The sequence below is a fragment of the Chlorogloea sp. CCALA 695 genome, from assembly GCF_003003885.1.
In the GTDB taxonomy this organism is placed as follows: domain Bacteria; phylum Cyanobacteriota; class Cyanobacteriia; order Cyanobacteriales; family Chroococcidiopsidaceae; genus Aliterella.
On sequence record NZ_PVWN01000011.1, the window covers coordinates 91717 to 114332 of the forward strand.

Annotated in this window: 21 protein-coding genes; 6 read left to right on the forward strand and 15 right to left on the reverse strand. The window is 41.6% G+C overall.

Annotated elements, in window-relative coordinates; translation table 11 throughout:
- Position 1 precedes the first annotated feature (1 nt).
- Positions 2-1174 (forward strand): molybdopterin-synthase adenylyltransferase MoeB, encoded by a 1173-nt coding sequence (gene moeB / locus C7B70_RS08545; RefSeq protein WP_106368635.1) that lies wholly within the window; start codon positions 2-4, stop codon positions 1172-1174.
- A gap of 28 nt (positions 1175-1202) precedes the next feature.
- Here the strand turns inward: moeB and C7B70_RS08550 are convergent, their stop codons facing one another.
- Both C7B70_RS08550 and C7B70_RS08555 read right to left on the reverse strand, forming a co-directional pair.
- The gene (locus C7B70_RS08550; protein ID WP_199192146.1) at positions 1203-2480 is read right to left on the reverse strand and encodes an O-antigen ligase; all 1278 of its coding nucleotides are present in this window, start codon (positions 2478-2480) and stop codon (positions 1203-1205) included.
- Between the two features lie 41 nt (positions 2481-2521).
- A complete protein-coding gene (locus C7B70_RS08555; protein WP_106368637.1) occupies positions 2522-3346 on the reverse strand; it encodes a YaaW family protein in 825 nt (274 codons plus the stop codon).
- A gap of 133 nt (positions 3347-3479) precedes the next feature.
- Here C7B70_RS08555 and C7B70_RS08560 point away from each other — a divergent pair, with 133 nt between their 5' ends.
- Both C7B70_RS08560 and C7B70_RS08565 read left to right on the forward strand, forming a co-directional pair.
- A complete protein-coding gene (locus C7B70_RS08560) occupies positions 3480-4514 on the forward strand; it encodes an NAD(P)/FAD-dependent oxidoreductase (RefSeq protein ID WP_106368638.1) in 1035 nt (344 codons plus the stop codon).
- A gap of 47 nt (positions 4515-4561) precedes the next feature.
- The gene (locus C7B70_RS08565; protein WP_106368639.1) at positions 4562-4900 is read left to right on the forward strand and encodes a XisI protein; all 339 of its coding nucleotides are present in this window, start codon (positions 4562-4564) and stop codon (positions 4898-4900) included.
- Positions 4901-4910: 10 nt separating this feature from the next.
- Here C7B70_RS08565 and C7B70_RS08570 read toward each other — a convergent pair whose 3' ends face one another.
- The 4 genes from C7B70_RS08570 to C7B70_RS08585 form a co-directional block, all read right to left on the reverse strand.
- Positions 4911-5189, reverse strand: a complete 279-nt coding sequence (locus tag C7B70_RS08570) for a DUF3140 domain-containing protein (protein WP_233220859.1) — start codon at positions 5187-5189, stop codon at positions 4911-4913.
- A gap of 62 nt (positions 5190-5251) precedes the next feature.
- Positions 5252-5467: a DUF2945 domain-containing protein gene (locus tag C7B70_RS08575; protein ID WP_106368640.1), complete on the reverse strand. Its 216-nt coding sequence runs from the start codon at positions 5465-5467 to the stop codon at positions 5252-5254.
- Positions 5468-5596: 129 nt separating this feature from the next.
- On the reverse strand, positions 5597-6523 hold the full coding sequence (locus tag C7B70_RS08580) for a ribonuclease D (protein WP_106368641.1): 927 nt from the start codon (positions 6521-6523) through the stop codon (positions 5597-5599).
- An 8-nt stretch (positions 6524-6531) separates the two neighbouring features.
- On the reverse strand, positions 6532-7434 hold the full coding sequence (locus C7B70_RS08585; protein ID WP_106368642.1) for a bestrophin family protein: 903 nt from the start codon (positions 7432-7434) through the stop codon (positions 6532-6534).
- 118 nt (positions 7435-7552) lie between these two features.
- Here C7B70_RS08585 and C7B70_RS08590 point away from each other — a divergent pair, with 118 nt between their 5' ends.
- Positions 7553-11098 carry a hydantoinase B/oxoprolinase family protein gene (locus tag C7B70_RS08590; RefSeq protein ID WP_106368643.1) on the forward strand — a complete coding sequence of 1182 codons (3546 nt, stop codon included), beginning with the start codon at positions 7553-7555 and terminating at the stop codon, positions 11096-11098.
- 17 nt (positions 11099-11115) lie between these two features.
- Here the strand turns inward: C7B70_RS08590 and C7B70_RS08595 are convergent, their stop codons facing one another.
- The 3 genes from C7B70_RS08595 to psaC all read right to left on the reverse strand — a co-directional run bounded on the left by C7B70_RS08595 (position 11116) and on the right by psaC (position 13847).
- The gene (locus C7B70_RS08595; protein WP_199192141.1) at positions 11116-11412 is read right to left on the reverse strand and encodes an isochorismate lyase; all 297 of its coding nucleotides are present in this window, start codon (positions 11410-11412) and stop codon (positions 11116-11118) included.
- A 174-nt stretch (positions 11413-11586) separates the two neighbouring features.
- Entirely contained in the window at positions 11587-13437 is a 1851-nt protein-coding gene (glmS, locus tag C7B70_RS08600; RefSeq protein WP_106368644.1) for a glutamine--fructose-6-phosphate transaminase (isomerizing), read from the reverse strand.
- 164 nt (positions 13438-13601) lie between these two features.
- On the reverse strand, positions 13602-13847 hold the full coding sequence (psaC, locus tag C7B70_RS08605; protein ID WP_009556083.1) for a photosystem I iron-sulfur center protein PsaC: 246 nt from the start codon (positions 13845-13847) through the stop codon (positions 13602-13604).
- Positions 13848-14051: 204 nt separating this feature from the next.
- On the opposite strand from psaC, the gene C7B70_RS08610 reads away from it, so the two are divergent.
- Positions 14052-15452, forward strand: a complete 1401-nt coding sequence (locus C7B70_RS08610; RefSeq protein WP_106368645.1) for an amidase — start codon at positions 14052-14054, stop codon at positions 15450-15452.
- A gap of 83 nt (positions 15453-15535) precedes the next feature.
- Here the strand turns inward: C7B70_RS08610 and ilvC are convergent, their stop codons facing one another.
- Complete coding sequence (gene ilvC, locus C7B70_RS08615; RefSeq protein WP_106368646.1) at positions 15536-16531, reverse strand: ketol-acid reductoisomerase; 996 nt, start codon at positions 16529-16531, stop codon at positions 15536-15538.
- Between the two features lie 101 nt (positions 16532-16632).
- On the opposite strand from ilvC, the gene C7B70_RS26920 reads away from it, so the two are divergent.
- A complete protein-coding gene (locus C7B70_RS26920) occupies positions 16633-16806 on the forward strand; it encodes a hypothetical protein (protein WP_199192142.1) in 174 nt (57 codons plus the stop codon).
- 2 nt (positions 16807-16808) lie between these two features.
- Here the strand turns inward: C7B70_RS26920 and ctpC are convergent, their stop codons facing one another.
- The 5 genes from ctpC to C7B70_RS08640 form a co-directional block, all read right to left on the reverse strand.
- On the reverse strand, positions 16809-18095 hold the full coding sequence (ctpC, locus tag C7B70_RS08620; protein WP_106368647.1) for a carboxyl-terminal processing protease CtpC: 1287 nt from the start codon (positions 18093-18095) through the stop codon (positions 16809-16811).
- Positions 18096-18187: 92 nt separating this feature from the next.
- The gene (gene ispG, locus C7B70_RS08625; RefSeq protein WP_106368648.1) at positions 18188-19384 is read right to left on the reverse strand and encodes a (E)-4-hydroxy-3-methylbut-2-enyl-diphosphate synthase; all 1197 of its coding nucleotides are present in this window, start codon (positions 19382-19384) and stop codon (positions 18188-18190) included.
- An 81-nt stretch (positions 19385-19465) separates the two neighbouring features.
- A complete protein-coding gene (locus tag C7B70_RS08630; protein ID WP_106368649.1) occupies positions 19466-20776 on the reverse strand; it encodes an NAD(P)/FAD-dependent oxidoreductase in 1311 nt (436 codons plus the stop codon).
- Positions 20777-20797: 21 nt separating this feature from the next.
- Positions 20798-21904, reverse strand: a complete 1107-nt coding sequence (gene cobD, locus C7B70_RS08635; protein ID WP_106368650.1) for a threonine-phosphate decarboxylase CobD — start codon at positions 21902-21904, stop codon at positions 20798-20800.
- Between the two features lie 4 nt (positions 21905-21908).
- On the reverse strand, positions 21909-22196 hold the full coding sequence (locus C7B70_RS08640; protein WP_106368651.1) for an HU family DNA-binding protein: 288 nt from the start codon (positions 22194-22196) through the stop codon (positions 21909-21911).
- Between the last annotated feature and the right edge of the window lie 420 nt (positions 22197-22616).

A 22616-nucleotide genomic window follows, 5' to 3' on the forward strand; every position in this document is an offset into this window, starting at 1 on the left:
CATGCTCAATCCTAACTTGGATGAAATTCAGTTAAACAAAGAAGAATACGAACGTTATTCTCGCCATATTATCTTGCCAGAAGTGGGGCTAGAAGGGCAAAAACGCCTTAAAGCTGCAAGCGTACTGTGTATTGGTACGGGGGGTTTGGGATCTCCCTTACTGCTATACTTAGCGGCGGCGGGAGTAGGACGCATTGGAATTGTCGATTTTGATGTAGTTGATAACTCTAACTTGCATCGCCAAGTAATTCATAGCACCTCCTGGGTAGGTAAACCCAAAATTGAATCGGCTAAAAATCGAGTTTTAGAAATCAATCCCAATTGTCAGGTAGATTTGTACGAAACTCGGATAAGTGCAGAAAATGCCCTAGAGTTAGTAGAACCTTACGATATTATTGTCGATGGGACGGATAACTTTCCTACCCGCTACTTAGTCAATGATGCTTGTGTGTTGTTAAATAAGCCGAATGTCTACGGCTCAATTTTCCGTTTTGAAGGACAAGCCACAGTTTTTAATTACCAAGGCGGCCCAAATTACCGCGATTTGTACCCCGAACCCCCACCTCCTGGGATGGTTCCTTCGTGTGCGGAAGGCGGCGTACTTGGTGTTTTGTGCGGCATTATTGGCACTATCCAGGCAACGGAGGCGGTTAAGATTATTTTGGGTCAAGGCAACACTTTGAGCGGTAGGTTGCTGCTGTACAACGCCTTAGATATGAAGTTTAGAGAGCTAAAGCTGCGACCTAATCCTGTCCGTCCAGTAATTGAAAAGTTGATAGATTACGAGGAATTTTGCGGCATTCCGCAAGCCAAAGCAGAGGAGGAAAAACAAAGAATGGAGTTAGCAGAAATTACGGTGCAAGAGTTGCAAGCATTGATTGATAGCGGTGCAAAGGATTTTGTATTGCTAGATGTTCGCAATCCCAACGAGTATGAAATTGCCCAAATTCCGGGATCAGTTTTAGTCCCGTTACCAGATATTGAAAGCGGACAAGGAGTAGCTAAAGTTAAAGAATTACTCAACGGTCATCGCCTCATTGCTCATTGTAAGATGGGCGGACGCTCGGCGAAAGCTTTAGCAATTCTCAAAGATGCGGGAATTGAGGGAACTAATGTTAAAGGTGGTATTACAGCTTGGAGTCAGGAAGTTGATCCTTCTGTACCAGAATATTAAACCACCTCCTCTAATCAATTACTGGGCTTTATTTTCCCCCCTTTTTTAGGGGGGATTGATTGGTAACTAAGCCTTGAGAAGTTGCGCCCCAAATTGCTGATAAAATTACCCAATTTAAAGTATTAGTGCGAAAGTCAAATAAAGTAACGTCTACAGTATTAAAAAGGGTGATAGATAGAAAAGTAAGGATGTAACTAAAAAATATTAGTTTGTCTTGGCTGGGTAATGGGCGATCGCCTATAAGTAAAATAATAGCCAAAACTATTACTATACCGACTAAACTACATAGTAAAAGTGTTGTAGGAATCCCCGTTTCTGCCGTCAGCATTAAAAAAAAGTTGTGAGGATGTCCTAGCCACAGGTGCATTTTTGCTTCGTAAAGGGAAGTAAAGTTACGCAGCCCCCAACCAGTCCAAGGACGCGCGATCGTCAAATCCCAAGCAAATTTCCATTGAGTAGTTCTCAGCAATGCTAGGGGGCGGTCTGGGTATAATTGGTCAGTTAGCCGCGCCCAAAAGAAAGCTGGGACAATTTTTCTAAATAATTCTTGTACTGGTGATGGGGCATAAGCTGCGAGTAAAATACTGCAAAAAATCGCACTTACTCCAGCTATTAACCAGCGCCAACGAAGATAAATAGCGTAAGCTAAAAGTGCAAAAATTGCGATCGCCCAAGCGTTGCGAGAGTTGGTCAAAATTAAAGCGATTAAGTTACCAATAGTCGCTACCAGCAAAAATATTAAAGTAAAATACTTAGGCTTAGTTAAGCTAAATTCTTGATAGGTTTGCAGCAGTAAGCCCAAACTAAAGATAAAAGCAATTACTAAGTAGCCCGCTAAAATATTGGCATAGACAAATATAGAGGACATTCGCCCCACAGGATTGCCGAAAAGATCGAGTTTCCAACCTAATAATGGTTGTAAATTTGTGGGAGTAACCCAACCTAAAAATAATTGTCCTAATCCAATAATTACTACGGGGATAGAAGAAATTACCAATAGCCAGCTAAGGCGGCGCAGTTGAAACGGAGTACGAATCAACTCGCTAAAGCCAGAAAACAAAATAAAGAAGGGTAAGAAGTTAAATAAGCCTAAAAAAGCATCGCCACGATGAACAGCAAAGCCCATAGTAACGACAAGTAAAACGGCTAAAGTTGCTATTCCCCAATTTAAGGGACGGTGGATTAAGCTTTTGTAATGCTTTTGCCAAGTAATTAAGATGGCAATGAGAATAAACGATGCCCCTACTGATGGCAACAAAGGCAACAATAACACCCCTATTTGGGCATAGTTCCAATTAAATTGCAAGTACGGGCAGCAATGCTGTTGTAGTTTCCGATAATAGGGCTTTAAACTGTCTCCCAGCACGCTTCTTCTGCACGGGTAAGACGAATTTGAGCTAAAGCAAAGATAATCGGAATAATTCGCCCGTAGTTAGTAGATATTGACCGCCAACCTAAATCAGCAAAAAACCACGTCCATAGCACTGGGCCCATACAAGCAAAAATGCCTCTAGCAGCGCCATAACGGGCGGCGCTTTGAAGTACGAGTTTGCCTTGCAACTGCATGGCGGCGGCGGTTCCACCTTTAATTAAAGCTTCTTTTGCTACTTGATAGCTGGCAAACTGAAGGGCAAATTGACGGGCAATTTGTTGTAGCAATATCGGCTGAATAATCGAACTAACTGCGATCGCACTACCACCTTTGACTAATAAAGCTAAAGGATCACGCTGTACCGCTAAGGGTAAGGGTTCCGATAGTTCGCACTTGGCTAGAGATTTTTGGATTTTAGCAGTTAATTGAGAGAAATCGTTTTGGGGTAATTGTTTCCAAGCTTTGCCTAATAGGTTTAAAAATACCTCAGCTTCTAAATCAGTAGTAGCGAGGTTGTTAGAGTAGGGAATTTTGAGATAGCGACACACTTGAATAATAGCGGTACGATAAGTTACGCGATCGCTACGTCCCCGTAAAACTGTTACCCCATCGGCAGCTAAGTAACGAAATCTTTGTTCAATCGCATCAAGCCAAGCTTCTCTATCTCTGCTTTGAATATCTATCGGTTGTGGCGTATGCACGTAGTCTAGAGGATTGAATCTTCGACAAAACAAGAGTTCTGTCAGTTGTTGCAATTCGTCTTCTGTAGCCAATTCCAGCGCCGATCTCATTTCGTCCAATGTTTAACCCTCCAGACCCCAACTCGTTTTCTTATTCTACTCTTTGCTTTGAACGAGGATGCTAATTAAAACAGTTTTAGTTTGCCATTGGTGGCGCGATTATTATGATTAAAACAGATACCACTAAATAATTATGTTTGATGTTGCGATTATTGGCGCGGGGATGTCGGGGTTAATTTGCGCCCAGCAGTTGCAACAAGCTGGCTATCGGGTAGTTGTGGTAGAAAAGTCGCGCGGGTTGGGTGGACGAGTGACTACGCGCCGCTTACAGGATACTTGCGCCGATCGCGGTCTAAGTTATTTAATCGCCAATGGTGAACTAACCACAAGTTTTATTGAATTACTCACTTGCCAAGATATTTTGCAAGTGTGGACAGATACCGTACACGAATTTAGGGCTGATTTTGGGCTAAAAGCACTTAAAGGATCGCCTTTATATACTGCCCCAAATGGAATGAGTGCGATCGCCCGATTTTTGGCTAAAGATTTAGAAATTCAGCTAAGTAAGCGTGTAGTTAGTTTAAGTCTCGATCGCGATTGTTGGCATCTTCAGTTTGAAAACAGTAACACCCAAGTAATAGCCAAAGCGGTAGTTGTCGCTATTCCCGCACCGCAAGCGTTGACGTTATTAAAACCCCTTGCTTTACCAGTAGTTTTAGATAGTTTGCGCCAAGTGGAATTTTCTAGTTGTATTAGCGTTATTGCTGGCTATCCTGCTAATATGCCCTTACCCGTTTGGCAAGCGTTAACAGTTATTGATGACGATACCCTAGCTTGGATTGGCAATGATAGTAGCAAACGTTTGGAAATGACTGCCCCTGTTTTTGTTTTCCATAGCGCCGCTAAATTCGCTCAAACTTATATCGATACCGAAGATTTACAATCTGTAGGACAACAATTACTCAATAAAGCGGCTAAATTGTTCCCAGAATTTGCTAATCCCGATTGGCTGCGATGTGATCGTTGGCGTTATGCTTTTCCAACTATACCTTTAGCCGATAATTGCTTAAATGCTTCTACACCTCAACCATTAGTATGCTGCGGTGATTGGTGTGGAGGATTTAATTTAGAAGGTGCAATGCGATCGGGCAACGCTGCTGCTAAACAAATAAATCAAGTTCTTCAACTTTGTCCTGAACTACCAAAAAATGCTTTTTTACTTTTATAGGTAGCAAAAAATTCTCTGTACAAAATAGCAAAACAGGAAGTTGCTCAATGAATAAACTAGACTTGTACCGCCAACTAATTCAGCAATCTCTAGAAAAACGAGCTAAACTACGCTCAAAAAGCGATCCGGTAGAAAGTCAAACAATTTTCGATCCTCAAAGCGATCGCTATTTGCTGATAAATGTAGGCTGGAAAAATAGTAATACTCGTATTTATGGCTGTGTACTGCACGTAGATATTAGAGATGGAAAAATTTGGGTGCAGCATGATGGGACAGAAGATGCGATCGCCGATCAATTGGTAACATTAGGAGTACCCAAGCAAGACATTGTACTGGCATACCATGCGCCCTATGTAAGACAGTATACAGAGTATGCCATAGGATGAACTTCAATCATTATTTTAAAGGATCGTGCCCCCAGTTTTTTAAAGAGTACAACCAACGCGAATGTTCGATATCCTTTGCAGGTTTTTGGGCGCTATGGCGATGCACGTAACTAATTACTTTCTTCATATGCGATACGTCATCATCGCTATATTTGTCTTGCTTTTTCTGCAAGATATCAATAATTTTTTGCCCAGATTTATGACCAATTGATTCATCATTACCATCTTTTTGTCCAACTTCCTTTGATTCCTCGGTTTCTAGCCAAGATTCAATCTCTTTTGGTGTCATATTTACGGCTTACTTAAAATCTTTGATGACAGTTTCAGTATCTTTACTCATAATTTAATTTTCTACTCTTTCACTTTTTTCAATGACTCCGGTTTATGTGCTGCTTCTTTACCTGTTTTCTCGCTTTCGACTAAATACTGCGGGTTTTCTTGGGAAGCTGCAACATGATGTCCTTTAATTTCTATGGGTGAAGTAAGTTTTTCTTTAATTTTGCCTACAGTTGTACCTTGGGCGGTTTCCCATTCTACTTTGTCGCCTTTTTTAAATGGCTCAGTCATACTTTTATTGTTGCACTCTACTTAAGCTATTATCTTAATTTTTTAGTTACAAACATCAATCTTAAAGCTGATTATATTTTTATCACCTTGTTATAGAAAAATCTACTTGCAGCAAAAGCAAAATGTATTTTAAAACTCCTCATCTTCTTCGCTTTCTGGCGGTTTTACAGTTAAACGCCAGCTACTAAAAACTTCTTCTTGCAGATTTAATTGTTCTAATATTTCTCCTAACTCTTTTTGCAATTTTTGAGTTAAGGTAATTGGAAAATCCAACTTAATGCTATTTGTATTTGCTACTTCTGCTAACTGATTAAACTCTACTTTAAATGTGTGTCGTTCTACGGAAGATATTTTTAAACTGTTAGTTTCTAAAACATTTTGCACTTGCATGGCTGCTTTTAATCTAGCATCAAAATGGCTGCATTCTGATTCGATAATTTGCAATTGTTGCTTTAGTTTTAAATACCTTTCAGCTAATAAAGCAATATTTTCGTTACTTGGATTTGGATTACTTAGTAGCTTTAGTTGCAATAGTTTTTGATGTACCATGTATAAATAAACCGGATCGAGATTTGCGTAAGTTAATTGAGTAGCCGTCAAAGGTCTTTTTCCCCAATCACTAGCTTGCTGGCTTTTGTCTACAGCAACGACATTACAAAGAGATTCGGCTAAAGTTTTTAGCGATAAGTTAGGTAAAGGTAATAAATAATATGGGATATCTTTCGCCATTTCTAACGTGCAAGTTACATTCTTAGCGTTAGTTTTGCCCAAAAACTTTAAATCATACTTAGCGTTATGAAAAACCTTTTCAATTGCTTGGTTTAACATAATCTTTTGGACAAATATATCGATAATTTCTGGATGCTCTAAAACGTCTAATACAGCAACATTTTCTTTTGGCTTATCCGACGAGTAGCCATTTAATACTTGAATAAGCGAAAGCTTAGGATTACAACTTTTAAAATCAGCTACTTCTGTATCAATCCATAAAACTTTTTCCTGAGTATATTTATCAATCATTAAAATCATATCGTTTCGTTCTACAAAGTATTGCATTACTTATTTTAGTTTTGGGTGTATTTGCTAACTGTAGGAGTAAGAGTTGTTAAGTCTTCAATATTCCGCAACATTGTATTACAAATTGCATCAAGAGGGAGGTCATTTGCATCATAACCGAAAGGATTTTCTATTTCAATTCCAATTTCTTCAATACCTAATAATGTAAAACTAATTAACCCAACAATTGCCCCTGTCCAGAAACCCAAGGTACTAACCAACTGAAAAGGTAGTAATAAGCAATAAAGTAACAATAACTGTTTCAAATGAATCGCATATGCTAGAGGCATAGGGGTTTTTAAAATTCGTTCGCACCCGCCTAGATCGTTTACCATTTTATTGAGTAAATCTTGCATTGCTACCAAATGATGAATATTTAGTAATCCGTTTTTATACTGCTGTTGTAAATAATCGCCAATCCAAAAAGCCACCTCTAAGGGTGGGTTGTTCATAGTTTTTAGTTTAAAATATTTTGAGATAGTCATTAATTCTTCTAATTCTGAATTTATAGTTTCACCTCTCAGATGTAATTTAGTAGCTACAGCAAAAGCAACCAGCAATCGCATATTTAAAACTTTATTTTGTCTATTTTCAGTCACGATTTCTTCAACGTTTATCCATATTTGTCTAGCTAAATTACGAATATTATTAATTAAGCTACCCCAACATTTGCGCCCTTCCCAGTAGCGATCATAAGCAGTATTTGTTCTAAAAACTAATAATAATCCTAAAACAATACTAGGAATAACACTTTCTAAAATAGGCTGAGAAACTGGCAATTTAAAATAGTGTAATAAAGAAATAAACAGCCCAAATAAACCACAGTATAAGACGCGATTAAAAATGGCTGGAATTACCGATCCTTTAATTTGTAATGCTACTCGAAACCAATGGAATTTCTCACTTTTCATTATCTATTTAAGTATGGCAAGTATTAGGGAAAACATTGAAAGTATAGTGTGATTTGTTACCCCACTTTTTGCTTTTAGCTAATAACATAAGAAACTAGCCCAACTAAAAATTTAACCTATGACTAGCGATCGCACTAAGTGGCAATTTTGGATCGATAGAGGCGGCACATTTACCGATATTGTGGCACAGCGTCCCGATGGACAATTGGTGATTCATAAGTTATTGTCCGAAAACCCCGACTTCTACACCGATGCGCCAATTCAAGGCATCCGAGAAATTATGGGGATTCCTGCTAATGCACCAATCCCTTCAGAACAGATTGCAGTAGTAAAAATGGGGACAACGGTAGCTACTAATGCTTTATTAGAACGAAAAGGCGATCGCACGTTACTTATTATCACTAAAGGCTTTGGCGATGCACTCCGCATCGGCTACCAAAACCGCCCGGATATCTTCGCGCAACACATTGTCTTACCAGAGATGCTATACGAGCAAGTCATTGAGGTTAAGGAGCGTTACAGCGCCCAAGGAGAAGAATTAATACCACTAAATAGTCAGTCATTAATTCCGCAATTGCAGGCAGCCTATGATAGTGGGATTCGTGCTTGTGCAATTGTTTTGATGCACGGCTACCGTTATCCCAAAAATGAGCAGAATATTAGCACTTTAGCATTTGACATTGGGTTTGTCCAAATATCAGTGTCGCACAAAATCAGCCCTTTGATGAAGTTAATTAGCCGGGGAGATACAACCGTTGTTGACGCTTATTTGTCGCCAATTTTGCATCGGTACGTAGAGCAAATATCTAGTCAAATTGGCGCTGTACCTTTGCAATTTATGCAGTCTAATGGCGGCTTGGTTGATGCCCAAAATTTTCAAGGCAAAGATAGTATTTTATCCGGGCCTGCGGGGGGAATTGTTGGAGCGGTAGAGACAAGTTTACAGGCGGGTTTTAACAAAATTATTAGCTTTGATATGGGGGGAACTTCTACCGATGTCGCTCATTACAATGGCGAATACGAAAGAACCTTTGAAACCGAAATCGCTGGGGTAAGAATGCGATCGCCTATGATGGCAATTCACACTGTAGCGGCGGGTGGTGGCTCAATTTTATACTTTGATGGTGCGCGTTATCGCGTAGGGCCAGAATCGGCGGGGGCAAATCCCGGCCCGGCGGCTTACTCTAAAGGTGGAGCGTTAACGGTGACAGATTGCAATGTCATGGTGGGTAAATTGCAACCCCAGTTTTTTCCGCAAGTGTTTGGAATCAATGGAGATTTGCCTTTAAATACCGAGGAAGTAGAGCGCAAGTTTAGAGAATTAGTAGCGGAAATTGGCGATAATCGCACCCCCGAACAGGTAGCGGCGGGTTTTTTAGCGATCGCAGTAGAAAAAATGGCGAGTGCGATTAAAAAAATCTCCTTACAGCGTGGTTACGATGTATCGGAGTATACTTTATGTTGTTTTGGTGGTGCGGGAGGACAACACGCTTGTTTAATTGCGGATGCGTTGGGAATAAAGCAAGTATTTATTCATCCTTACGCAGGGGTTTTATCTGCTTATGGCATGGGTTTAGCGGATGTAAGGGTAGTAAAAGAACGAGCGGTAGAAGCTAAGTTGACCCAGGAGTTGAAATTAGAGGAGATTTTGACAGAGTTAGAAGCCGAAACCCAAGGAAAAGGAGAGATTTTGCGGCGGGTACATTTACGTTATGAGGGGACAGATTCACCTTTAGTAGTAGGGTTTGGATTGCTAGAGGAGATGAGAGTTGCTTTTGAAAACTTACATCGTCAGCGTTACGGGTTTGTAGTGGATAAACCGTTGATTGTGGAAGCGGTGGAAGTAGAGTTAGTTTGCAAGCAGGATGTACAAAGAGAAGGCGTAACTCCACAGACAATCAAAAAAGATATAGTGCCTGTTGATACTGTTAAAACTTATATGGCGGAAACTTGGCGAGATACGCCAGTTTATCAACGGGAAGACTTGCAACCAGGCACAAGTATTGATGGCGCGGCGATTGTGGTAGATGTTACGGGGACAAATGTAATTGAACCTGGTTGGCGCGTAGAACTAAGCGATCGCAATTATCTAATTTTGTCTAAGCAGGACTTAAACAAGCAAATTGTAACAACGGTTACGAAAGTCGATCCGGTGATGCTGGAAATATTTAATAATTTGTTTAGTGCGATCGCTGAACAAATGGGTATTACGCTACAAAATACCAGTAGCTCTGTAAATATCAAAGAAAGGTTAGATTTTTCCTGTGCTATTTTTGATGGGCAAGGACAATTGGTGGCTAATGCGCCTCATATACCCGTGCATTTGGGTTCGATGAGTGAAAGTGTCCGCGCCTTAGTTTCCGCGCAGGGGGAGGCGATTAAACCCGGTGATGTGTATGCGTCTAACAATCCTTACAATGGCGGTACGCATCTTCCCGATATTACGGTAATTACTCCTGTATTTGAGGAAGGAAAAATACTTTTTTACGTTGCTTCGCGGGGACATCATGCCGATATTGGCGGGATTACTCCAGGTTCTATGCCTCCTAATAGCAAAACTGTAAACGAGGAAGGAGTATTAATTGATAATTTTCTGCTAGTAAGAGACAGTATTTTTAGAGAAAAAGAACTCTTAGAAATTCTAGCAAATTACAATTATCCGGCGCGAAATCCTGGTAAAAATATAGCTGACTTAAATTCTCAAATTGCTGCAAATAAACGTGGCGTACAAGAATTAAATCAGACAGTAGAACAGTATGGAATTGCAACTGTACAGGCGTATATGGGTTATGTTCAAGATAACGCCGAAGAATCTGTACGCAGAGTAATTGAGGTTTTAAATGATGGACGTTTTAGCTACGAACTTGATAATGGCAGCGTTATCAAAGTAACAGTTACTATTAATAAAACTAGCCGTAATGCCCAAATAGATTTTACCGGAACTTCGCCGCAATTAGACAGTAACTTTAATGCACCATCGGCGGTATGCAAAGCAGCAGTTTTGTACGTTTTTCGGACATTGGTAAATGATATTATTCCCCTGAATGCTGGTTGTCTTAAGCCTTTAGACATTATTATTCCTGATGGTTGTATGCTAAATCCTATTTATCCGGCGGCGGTAGTAGCAGGAAATGTAGAAACTTCTCAAGCAATTACTGATGCTTTGTACGGCGCTTTGGGAGTTATGGCGGCTTCTCAAGGAACGATGAATAATTTTACTTTTGGTAATGCCAATTATCAGTATTACGAAACTATTTGCGGGGGTTCGGGTGCGGGGGCAAATTTTGATGGTACAGACGCAGTACAAACTCATATGACAAATTCCCGCCTTACCGATCCAGAAGTTTTAGAATGGCGCTTTCCGGTAGTATTAGAAAGTTTTAAAATCCGCCTTGATAGCGGTGGAAAAGGGCATCATCAAGGCGGTAATGGTGTAATTCGTCGCTTACGTTTTAGAGAAGAAATGACGGCGGGAATTTTATCAAATCGGCGGGTTATTCCTCCTTTTGGTTTGCAAGGTGGACAAGCTGGGAAGTTAGGAAAAAACTATGTTGAACGTAAAGATGGAAAGGTAGAAGAATTAGGTAGTACAGCTACAGTAGAAATGGGGAAAGATGATGCTTTTGTGATAGAAACCCCCGGCGGCGGAGGTTATGGAAATTAGTTAATTAGGAACAATATTTATTGATTAGATTGCCAATGATTTAATTCTTCTTCAATAAAGTAAGTAATCAAATCTCGGTATATTTTTTCAATTACATCAGGGTTTAAACCATCTTCTTGCGCCCATATACGTCTTTGTTCTAACATGGCTACAAATCTTTCTTTAGCCCTAACGCTAGTTGCATCAGTTTTAAATTTGGATGCAGCTTTAACATACGCAAATCTTTTAGCAAAGCTGGCAATAACTTGGCGATCAATTTCATCAATTTCTGTACGAATTTCTTGAATATTTGTACATTCATCTGGCATTTTCATAAGTTACTTAGCGAATATTGCTTATCCTTGGTACACGGCTAATAACATCAATAATGACCCTATATACCTCCTTCTCAGACATCCTTTTATAACTGCCCAGTCAAAAATTTATACAGTCCGTTTTAAACTTTGTAGGAATCAGTTGTAAATTATTAAGTGCAATGCTATTAAAAACTACTCTACCGTTACAGACTTCGCCAAATTTCTCGGCTGATCCACGTCCAAACCTCGCCGCGCGGCAATATGGTAAGCCAATAGTTGTAAAGGAATTACTGTTAAAACTGGGGAAAGCAATTCGTCTACTTTGGGGAGAGGAATCAAATCGTCAAAAGTTTCCGCCGCTTGGGGATCGTCCATTTGCACTACACCAATTAACCTTGAATCGCGGGCTTTAGCTTCTTGGGCGTTGGATAAAGCTTTTTCGTAGACGCTACCAGGAATAGCGATCGCAACTACCGGAACTTTGGCATCTAATAGCGCAATCGGCCCATGTTTCAACTCTCCCGCCGGATAGCCTTCAGCATGAATATAACTAATTTCTTTAAGCTTTAATGCTCCTTCTAAAGCGATCGGAAAATTTAGCCCCCGCCCTACAAATATAAAGTCATGGGTTTCTGTAAACTGATGCGCTAATTCTTCAATATACCGCTCTTGACTTTCCAAAATTAGCTCTATTTGGGCGGGTAACTGACGCAAACCAGCAATAATTTCAGCCAGTCTTTGCGCCGATATTGTTTGCCGACGAGTGCCTAAATCTAACGCCAATAAGTAAAAAGCCAAAAGTTGAGCAATAAAAGTTTTAGTTGCAGCAACGCCGATTTCAATGCCTGCATGAGTGTCAATTATTTCATTAGCGATCGCAGCAATAGAACTATCTAAACGGTTAGTAATCGCCAATAGACGCGGCTGATAGGCTGGTTTTAAACCTATTCTGCGCTCTTTTTCTATTGTCAAAGCAGCTATGGTATCCGCCGTTTCTCCCGATTGAGTAACGCCAATAGTTAAAGTATTAGCAGTGACAGGTGGCGGCGCGTAGCGAAATTCTGAGGAGTATTGAACATTAGTCGGAATACCTGCAACTTGTTCTAATAAATATTTCCCGACTAAACTTGCGTGCCAGCTAGTACCACAAGCAACAATTTGGATATTTTCAATATCAGCCCCTAAAGTCTCTGGTAGTCCCAAATTGATCGTATCTGCGGCATCTAGATAAGCTTCTAATACGGCTCTAACCACCCCTGGTTGCTCGTATATCTCTTTAAGCATAAAGTGCCTAAAACCTTGCTTTTCCACCATTACCGGATTCCAGCTTAAAGTACGGGGGTGTTTTTTAAGGCGATCGCCACTGAAGCTATAAACTTCTACTCCTAGGGGTGTAAGCCTTGCTAGTTCGCCATTTTCTAAGCTTAATACCGCCCTTGTATGGGCAACTAATGCCGGAGTATCGGAAGCACAAAAAAACTCTCCTTGTCCAAAACCAATTGCTAAAGGCGCTTGCTGACGAGCAACAATCAATTCATCAGGGTAGTCAGCATTAATAACTGCGATCGCAAAAGCCCCCTTAAGTCTATTTACAGTTTGCCGCACCGCCTCTAAAAAAGAATTGTCTGCCTGCAAATACTGAGCAATTAAATGAGGGATAACTTCAGTATCGGTATCAGAGCGAAATTCATGCCCTAGTTGCTTCAACTCTTCACGCAACTCGCGGTAATTTTCAATAATGCCATTTTGTACTACTGCTAATCGCTTATTAGTGTCCATATGCGGATGGGCGTTGTATTCTTCGGGTTTACCGTGAGTAGCCCAGCGAGTATGCCCAATGCCAATTTTGGCAGGGTTGTCAATGTTTTCTAATTTGTCTCGTAAATTGAATAACTTACCTTTGGCGCGGACACAATGCAATTGTCCTTCTAAAACTGTGGCAATTCCGGCAGAATCGTAACCCCGATACTCTAATTTTTCTAACCCCGAAAGTAAAATTTGTGTAGCTGCTTGAGTGCCAATATAGCCAACGATTCCACACATAAAATGGGTAATGGGTAATGGGTAATGGGTAATGGGTAATTTTTTCTCTTAAATACTAAAAAAGAGGGAGTCAATTAATTGCCCCCTCTAATTATTACTAGATATTTTTTCTAACGTTGGCATCAAACCAACGTTAGTTAAAGAAATTTCCCCAAATTTCTTAATTAGTATGCTAGACCCATACTGCGCGTAGTTTCAGCACCTAAGTAAACCCGGATGCTTAAAAAGTCTGTAGGACAAGCAGTTTCGCACCGCTTGCAACCTACACAATCTTCTGTACGCGGCGATGAGGCAATTTGACCAGCTTTGCAGCCGTCCCAAGGAACCATCTCTAGAACGTCTGTAGGACAGGCGCGGACGCATTGGGTGCAGCCGATGCAAGTATCGTAGATTTTGACTGTATGAGACATTGAAGCAAAACTCCTAACGAGCGTCAGTATTGGATACAAACTCATAATTAAGGCATAGTCTACCGCACAGGCGCTCGTACCAATAGCAAAAGGCTACAGAACTTTAAATTCCGTAATAGAAAGCTGATTTTTTGCCAATTTTCGGTACTAAATACTTCTGCTGCTAATATACTGGCGATCGCCTAATGTCAATATATTAAGACTATGAATCAAATTGATTTAGCATTTAGCCCCGCCCTAACTCAAGCGCAACTAATTCAAAATCGGGAAGTGTCGCCTTCAGAATTAGTGCAACTATATTTACAACGCATCGAGCAATTAGATCACCAGCTTGGCAGTTATTTTACAGTCATGGCAGAAAGTGCGATCGCTGATGCTAGAGCTAAGACCGAATTATTAGCTAATAGTCGCGCCCACTTCCCGCCTTTTTTTGGCGTACCTATTGCCATTAAAGACCTCCATAACGTTGCTGGGGTGCGCTGTACCTATGGCACTCCGGCTTTAATGGACAATATAGCAGCCTATGATGACGGCGTAGTTACCCGCCTTAAACAAGCTGGGTTTATTATTTTGGGGAAAACTGCTACCTCCGAACTTGGTTCATTCCCTTACACTGAACCCCTGGGGTTTCCCCCGACGCGCAATCCCTGGAATTTGGAATATACCGCCGGAGGTTCTAGCGGTGGTAGTGCGGCGGCGGTAGCGGCGGGTTTGTGTGCGGTGGCTATTGGTTCCGATGGCGGAGGATCGGTACGCGGTCCGGCGTTTTGCTGTGGACTGGTGGGGATTAAACCATCAAGAGGACGTATATCCTTCGCACCAGTAGGCGATCGTTTAAGTGGAATCCCAGTTTTAGGCTCTTTGACGCGGACTGTAGCAGATGGGGCGGCGATGCTGGATGTGATGGCGGGTTATATGACGGGGGATCCTTATTGGCTACCACCACCAGAAACATCGTTTTTGAGCGCTACTACCCAAGCAGTAAAACCTTTAAAAATTGCCTTTTCTACCAGTGTCCCACCTTTAGGCGAAGCTGAAAACCAGTGCAAACAGGCGGTGTTAGAGACAGTTAAGGTTTTAGCCGATTTAGGTCATCATGTCGAACAAAGTTGTCCCGATTTTACAGGTTTAACAGAACCTTTTACCGTAGTTTGGCAAGCGGGGGTTGCTTATTCAGGCATTCCCCCTGAAGTGCTGCAACCGATGAATCAGTGGCTTTACGAGCAAACAGGCTCGGCGGGTGATTATTTACGCGCAGTGTCGCAAATGCAAGTTATCGCTCGAAAAATTGTGGCTTTTTTTGACACGGTAGACGTATTAGTTTTACCTACTTATATGCACCCAACAATTAAAGTTGGTGAATGGGCAAATCTCAGTCCTCAAGAGACTTTTGAGAAAATTATTAATTGGGTTGCACCTTGTCCGCCTTTTAATGCTACGGGACAAAGTGCGATCGCTCTGCCTGTAGGTTTTGATTCTGTAGGTTTACCATTAGGCATTCAATTAATTGCTCGTCCCGCCGCCGAAGCTACGATAATTAGCCTTGCAGCGCAGTTAGAAGCCGCTAATCCTTGGCATCAATACCGCCCCAATTTTGCTGTGTAGAGATATTTTGCAATCTCTACAAGACTGTGAGGGTATATAACTTGTCCCCTCTTATTAGCAAAAAGAGGGAAACAAAGTTATTTCTAGTCTTTTTTCATCCAACTAAACATTGCCCGCAAGTCTTTACCAACATCCTCAATGGGGTGTTCGGCTTCTTGGCGACGCATAGCTGTAAATCCAGGCTTCCCGGCTTGGTTTTCTAATACAAAATCTCGTGCAAATTGCCCCGATTGAATTTCTTGCAAAATCTTCCGCATCTCAGCTTTAGTTTGGTCGGTAACAATTCTCGGCCCGCGCGTGTAGTCGCCGTACTCTGCGGTATTAGAAATGCTATCGCGCATTTTTGCGAGTCCACCTTCGACAACCAAGTCTACAATTAGCTTCACTTCGTGCAGACATTCAAAATAAGCCAATTCTGGTTGATAACCCGCCGCTACCAGCGTTTCAAAGCCTGCCTTAATTAACGCGCTCAAACCGCCACATAGTACCGCTTGTTCGCCAAATAAATCGGTTTCAGTTTCTTCTCTAAAAGTCGTTTCCAGTACCCCGGCGCGAGTACCGCCAATACCTTTAGCATAAGCCATCGCGCGATCGCGTGCTTGCCCACTTGCGTCTTGATACACGGCAAATAAAGCGGGTACACCTTGTCCTTGTTCGTAAGTTCGCCGTACTAAATGCCCTGGCCCCTTGGGCGCTACCATAACTACATCAACATCTTCTGGGGGGACAACTTGACCGTAATGAATATTAAACCCGTGAGCAAAAGCGATAACTTTTCCCGCCGTTAGATGGGGTTCAATTTCTTCTTTATAGATAGTTTTTTGTGCTTCATCAGGAAGCAAAATCATAATAAAGTCGGCACTTTTTGCGGCATCAGCAACGGAATGCACCGCAATACCTGCATTTTTTGCTTTTTCGGCAGACTTGCTACCAGCGTATAGCCCGACAATTACGTTCATACCACTGTCTTTAAGGTTCAGGGCGTGAGCGTGACCTTGAGAACCATAACCAATAATTGCGATTGTTTTTTGAGCCAATAAGTCTAAATTGGCATCTGTGTCGTAATACATCCGCGCCATAATAACAACTCCCTTAGTGCAAGTATAATAATTTAGTGCAAACCGTTAATTTTACAGCAATTATTACCTTTAACTGTCAACGATAAAATTGAGCCTCATTTATGACCCCTGCACAATCTTGGTATATTGTCAAGCTTCCTCCCGGCAATTGCGAAATAGTCTCTACCAAGCCATCAGCTACGGAAGGAGAACAATGGGGGCCTTTTTTATCCAAAGAAGAAGCGATCGCCCGGCGGATTGGGTTAATTCGTTCTGGGAAGTGCCAGCCAGTATAAAATTAACGCACTTCGGCTCTAGGGCTGCCCTGGGCGGCTATTTGTTTATTTAGGACTGTGAGAGCCTTATCGTACTGAGGATCGCCAGGAGTGCCTACTTTTGTGCGATCGCCTACTAACTTTTCTTTTTGTTTATCAGTTAGTTCTAGTACCACATCGGGCTTAATTCCAGCTTTGTTAATATCTCGACCGTTAGGAGTAAAGTATTTAGCGATCGTTACAGCAATCCCTGACTCGCCATCGCCTAAACTCTGTACCGATTGCACTAAGCCTTTACCAAAGGTTTTTGTCCCTACTAAAACACCGCGTTTATTGTCTTGTAATGCTCCCGAAAGAATTTCACTAGCACTAGCCGAGCCACCATCTACTAATATCACTACAGGTTTATCAGTAAGGGCGCGATTATTGGCTTTTTCTAAGTCTTTTGTACCACGTCTATCTACGGTAGAAACAATTGTGCCTTCATCTAGCCACATTTGGGCAATTTCAACACTAGAGTAGAGCAAACCGCCGGGATTAGAACGTAAGTCTAAAATATATCCAGCTACCTTTTTGTTCTCCAAATCTTTGATTGCATTCCGCATTTCTGAGGAAGCATTAGCACTAAATTGATTTAGGCGAATATAACCCGTACCGCCATTAGGGCTATTTTGATAGCTGTAGCGGACTGGGTGTAGTTCAATTTTTGCTCTCTTAACGCGAAACTGTTTTTGCAGTTTGTTTCGCATAATTGTAATGCTAACTTCTGTACCTGGCTTACCCCGAATTAATGATACAGCCTCATTAATGCTCATTCCCTGGGTACTTTTGTCATTAATTTTGATAATAATGTCTTTAGCCAAAATCCCCGCCGCCGCCGCCGGAGTGCCTTCCATTGGCGCAATTACAGTTATCTTCTTAGTTTTTTCATCGGGGGCGATTTGAATCCCAATCCCCGAAAGTTCCCCAGAAGTTTCTACTTGCAAACTCTTAAATTCTTCTGGATCCATAAAGCGAGTGTAAGGATCTTCAAGCTTCTCTAGCATTTGGCGGATGGCTTTGTAGGCATCCTGTTTATTTGTATAGGTGCGACTTAAATATTCTTTACGGACATTTGGCCAATCTACTTGATTAAATGTGCCGTCTACATAACGGCGATCAATAACTTGCCAAACTTCATCTACTAATTCTTTGGGACTTTCCTTAAAAAAAGCCTTACCCGGTGAATAAATGCCAGAAATATTAACAGCAAAGGCTGCCAATACTCCTGCGGTAGCACCTATAACAAGCCCTTGTTTTGAAATTGCCATAATGACTGCTGTAACCGGAGAAAAATAATTGTATTTCTTGTAAGTACGCCTAATTTAACACAGGTGGCTAACAAGGGCTTGCGTAGTAACTCTTAAGGATCGATCCAGCGATCATCGGCTTTAATTAAATTAATCAATTCTTTAACTCCTTCTGCTTCGGGGACTTTTTTAATTTCTTCTCTACCCCGATACAAAGAAATATAACCTGGTTGCTTGCCTACGTAGCCGTAATCAGCATCCGCCATTTCGCCTGGCCCGTTAACAATGCAACCCATAACGGCAATATCTAAACCTGTTAGGTGTTTGGTTGCTTCTCGAACTTCGTGCAGCACTTCTTCTAAATTAAACAAAGTCCGACCGCAAGAAGGACAAGCAACGTACTCTACCATTGTTTTTCGCAATCCCAAGGCTTGCAGGATGCTGTAACAAACGGGGATTTCTTTTTCTGGTGCTTCGGTAATTGATACGCGGATAGTGTCGCCAATGCCATCGGCGAGTAGTGGCGCAATCCCCGCCGTTGATTTGATGCGTCCGTACTCGCCATCTCCGGCTTCCGTAACGCCTAAATGCAAGGGGTAGTCCATCCCTAATGCGTCCATGCGCTGCGCCATTAAGCGGTAAGCAGCAACCATTACCGGGACGCGGGAGGCTTTGAGAGAAATTACGATATTGCCAAAGTCTAGCGACTCGCAGATGCGGATAAATTCTAGTGCCGACTCTACCATACCTTCAGGAGTATCACCGTAGGTAAATAGCATTCTTTCAGCTAAAGAGCCGTGATTTACACCAATTCTCATTGCTTTACCGCGATCGCGCAACGAAATTACTAAAGGAGCTAAAGTTTCGCGGATTTTGTCGCCAATCTCATCAAAGTCGGCTTGAGTATATTCGGTAGTTTTTGGTTTTTCAAATACATAAAGTCCTGGATTGATGCGGACTTTATCAACGTGTTTGGCAACTTCTAGGGCAATTTTCATGCCATTATGATGCACGTCAGCGACTAGGGGGACGCTTTGATAAGTTAAGGCTAATTTTTGATTGATTTCTGCTAAAGCCTTAGCGTGAGCCATGCTTGGTACGGTAACACGGACAATTTCGCAGCCAATTTCATGCAGGCGACGAATTGCAGCTACTGAGCCATCTATATTTAGGGTATCTTCGTTAATCATCGACTGCACCACCACCGGGTAGCCGCCGCCAATGGTAATATTACCAACTTTGACGCTTCGAGTTTTGCGGCGGTGGATTGTGGTATCTAGATGATGAGTTACTGGTGTCAGGGTTTGCATAACCTGTAGGGGATAAATGGGGATAGGGAAAAAACCACCGACAAGCTAAATATCTTGTCCCGTTAAGATTTTAGCGTGAACTTAGCGCCCGAAAGTAAAGATTTCAGCAAAACTAGGATACAGGGGGAATAGGTGAGAAATTGCCTCTATTTTTAGTTTTTGAGCGATCGCTAAAGCCATAATATTAATTAATTCCCCAGCTTGAGAACTAATAATTGTCGCTCCGAGTATCTCTCCATTGCGACGAATAACTATTTTTAAAATTCCGGTAGTTTCTTCTTTTAATTGAGCCGCCGCAACCTCTTTAAAATAATATGGTAATACAACAACATCATCATCATAAATCTGTGTCACTTGGTTTTCAGTAAATCCTACCTGAGCAATTTGAGGACTTGTATAAATACCCCAGGGGATACTTTGATAATTAACCTTTAATCTTGGCAGTGACAAGGCATTATTTACCGCAATCTTCGCTTCATAATTACTAATATTAGCGCCGGGATAACCCCCAATTACATCACCACAAGCGTAAATTCGAGGATTTGTAGTTTGCAGCCAAGAATTTACATCAATACCACGCCTATGCCATTTAACATTTACAGTCTCTAATTGCAAGTTTTTGATATTAGGCTCGTAGCCAATGCAAGCTAATATTTCATCAGTTTCAATCGCTTTATTACCTGCTTGAATCCACTTTCCACCCTCAATTTCCTTAATTTGGCTAATTGAGGTATCAGTTAGTACCTTTACTCCGTCTGCTTCTAAAATAGCTTGCACTAGGTAAGATGTATCCGCATCTAAACTAGATAAAACTTGCGAACTTTTAACAATCAAACTAACATTAAACCCTAAACGATTCAGAATTTGCGCCCAAGCAATACTATCGGGATTACCACCGATAACTACCCAGTTTTTTCCAGCTTTCGTTATATCTAACTGCTGTCCTATATTGGCAAGAGTAAAGTAGTTTTGAGTTTCTAATCCGGCTTTTACAATTGTGCCAGTAGCAATTAGATAAGAATTGGCGCTAAGTTTACGGCTATTAACTTTAATGAGTAATTTCTGGCTGCTAAATTCTGCATTCCCAACAATTACATCTACTCCCAAAGCTGCTAAAACTGTTAAAGAATGTTTCTCCTCGATATTAGCAATGACATTTTTAATCCATTGCCTAGCTTCTGCCCAACTAAGAGATATTTGATAATTAGGAGGAATAAAAAATTGCTGTTTTACTTGCCTTAGCTGACTTAAAGCATGAGGGAAAAGTAAATTAAATAGCGTTGTTTCTTCCGGTTCTATAAGGGCAACTTTTTTGTTTTGCTCTATTGCCTTACTAGCTGCATAACGTCCAGCTAAAGAGCCACCAATAATTACTAAATCGTAGTCCGCCATAGGTTTAGTTATAAAATGGCGCTAATTAATTATAGATTGAGCGATCGCCTTTACCAACTGCTCGTTTTCAGCCTTTGATCGCACTGCTACTCGAAAATAGTAATCGCCAAGTTCGGGAAAACTAAGGCAATCGCGGATTAATATCCTATGCTGCTGCAATAAGCGCTGCTGAAGCGGCTTAACGGGGCTAGTAGAGTGTACCAGTAAAAAGTTCGCCGCACTCTTCATTGGTTGCAATCCGGGCAGTTGAGCCAACGTTGTAAATAGTTGTTCTCTCGCCCTCGGTAGCCAGTCCCAAGTTTGTTGTTGAAAAGCCGTATCTTGAATAATTGCGATCGCTGCCGCCGCCGCCAAAGTACCTACAGACCAAGGATCGCGGCGCTCTTGCCAACTTTTGAGCCTGTCGGGGTGAGCAATCGCATAGCCGATTCTTAGCCCTGGTAAACTATAAAACTTAGTTAGCGATCGCAAAATTATTAAGTTGGGATATTTTGCCACTAACGGGATCAAACTTTGCTGCTCCCCTGGCGGCAAAAAATCCATAAAAGCCTCATCCACCACCACTAGGGCAAATTCGTTTAAGAAGGGCGCAATCGACTCTTTGAGAAATAACTTACCGCTAGGATTGTGAGGATTATTGAGCAATAGCCCCCGCTCTAAAGGGGAGTAAGAGTGGAGGCTTGATTGCGGCGACAACAGAAAATTGCTATCGCACGTTAAGTAAGGATCTAGCCCTTGTAAAGCCTCAAAGATCGAAAACGGGTAGACATTAGCCTTAAAGGCCTTAAGACTGCGCCAGTAGTCCCCAAAAGCTGGAGTAACTAAAGCCGTAGCAGCTAAGGTTGCTAAGTCCCAGCCCGCCCAGGTAAGTAATTCTGCCGAGCCATTACCCGGCAAAATCCAATCTGGAGGTAATTGATGCAATTTACCGAGCGCCGTGCGTAACTCCCGATAGTCTGGATCGGGATAATGGCTAAGGTTATCCAGATTAGCAACGATCGCCGCCATCGCAGTTTTAGGCGGCCCTAAAGGGCTAATACTGGCAGAAAAATCGATAATTGCATCTGTTGGGCAGCCTGCTATGACAGCCGCCCAAGCTAAATTTCCTCCATGTCCGGGCTGAGTCAATCTTTTAGTCGTCTCCCTTGGGTGCTACTTTCTCTCTGAACAATTTGCCAGGGGAAAAAGCTGGAACTCTTGTTGCTGGAATGCTCATCTTTTCGTTAGTTTTGGGGTTGCGTCCTTCGCGTTCTTTGCGATCGCGTCTTTCAAAGGAACCAAAGCCTACTAGAGTTACTTTGTCTCCCGTGGATACCGCGTCAACGATTGCGTCTAAAGCGGCGCTCAGTACGGCATCTGCTTGTTTTTTGGTTACACTAGCTCTTTCTGCTACTGAGTCTACCAATTCACCTTTATTCATTATTAATCTCCTTGAGAACTACAGACAAAATTTCACCCTAGGGGATAAATAAACTAAATTTAACTCCCAATGGCTGAAACTTGTGTACATTCGATATTTCAATGAATCATTCTAAGGTGCGATCGCCTGATTTGGATCGATGAAACCTTTAAGATATATGGATTTGGCGACTTATTTTGTAATTTTTGCTTATCAATGCTGAGAAAAAGCCCAATTTTGCCGCCTAATCAACATTATTGCCTTAAAGTATGTTATTCTTTAAAACTTTTTGATCGAAACCATTAATTGAGACACAATACTTAACTATTCAATATGAATACATTTACCATTCAATTGCGAGTTAGTTAGAGTCGATGGGGGCTATTACACCCCGCACCTCTCCTACAGATCCGGGCGTGAAACTTTCGCCTCACCCGGCTC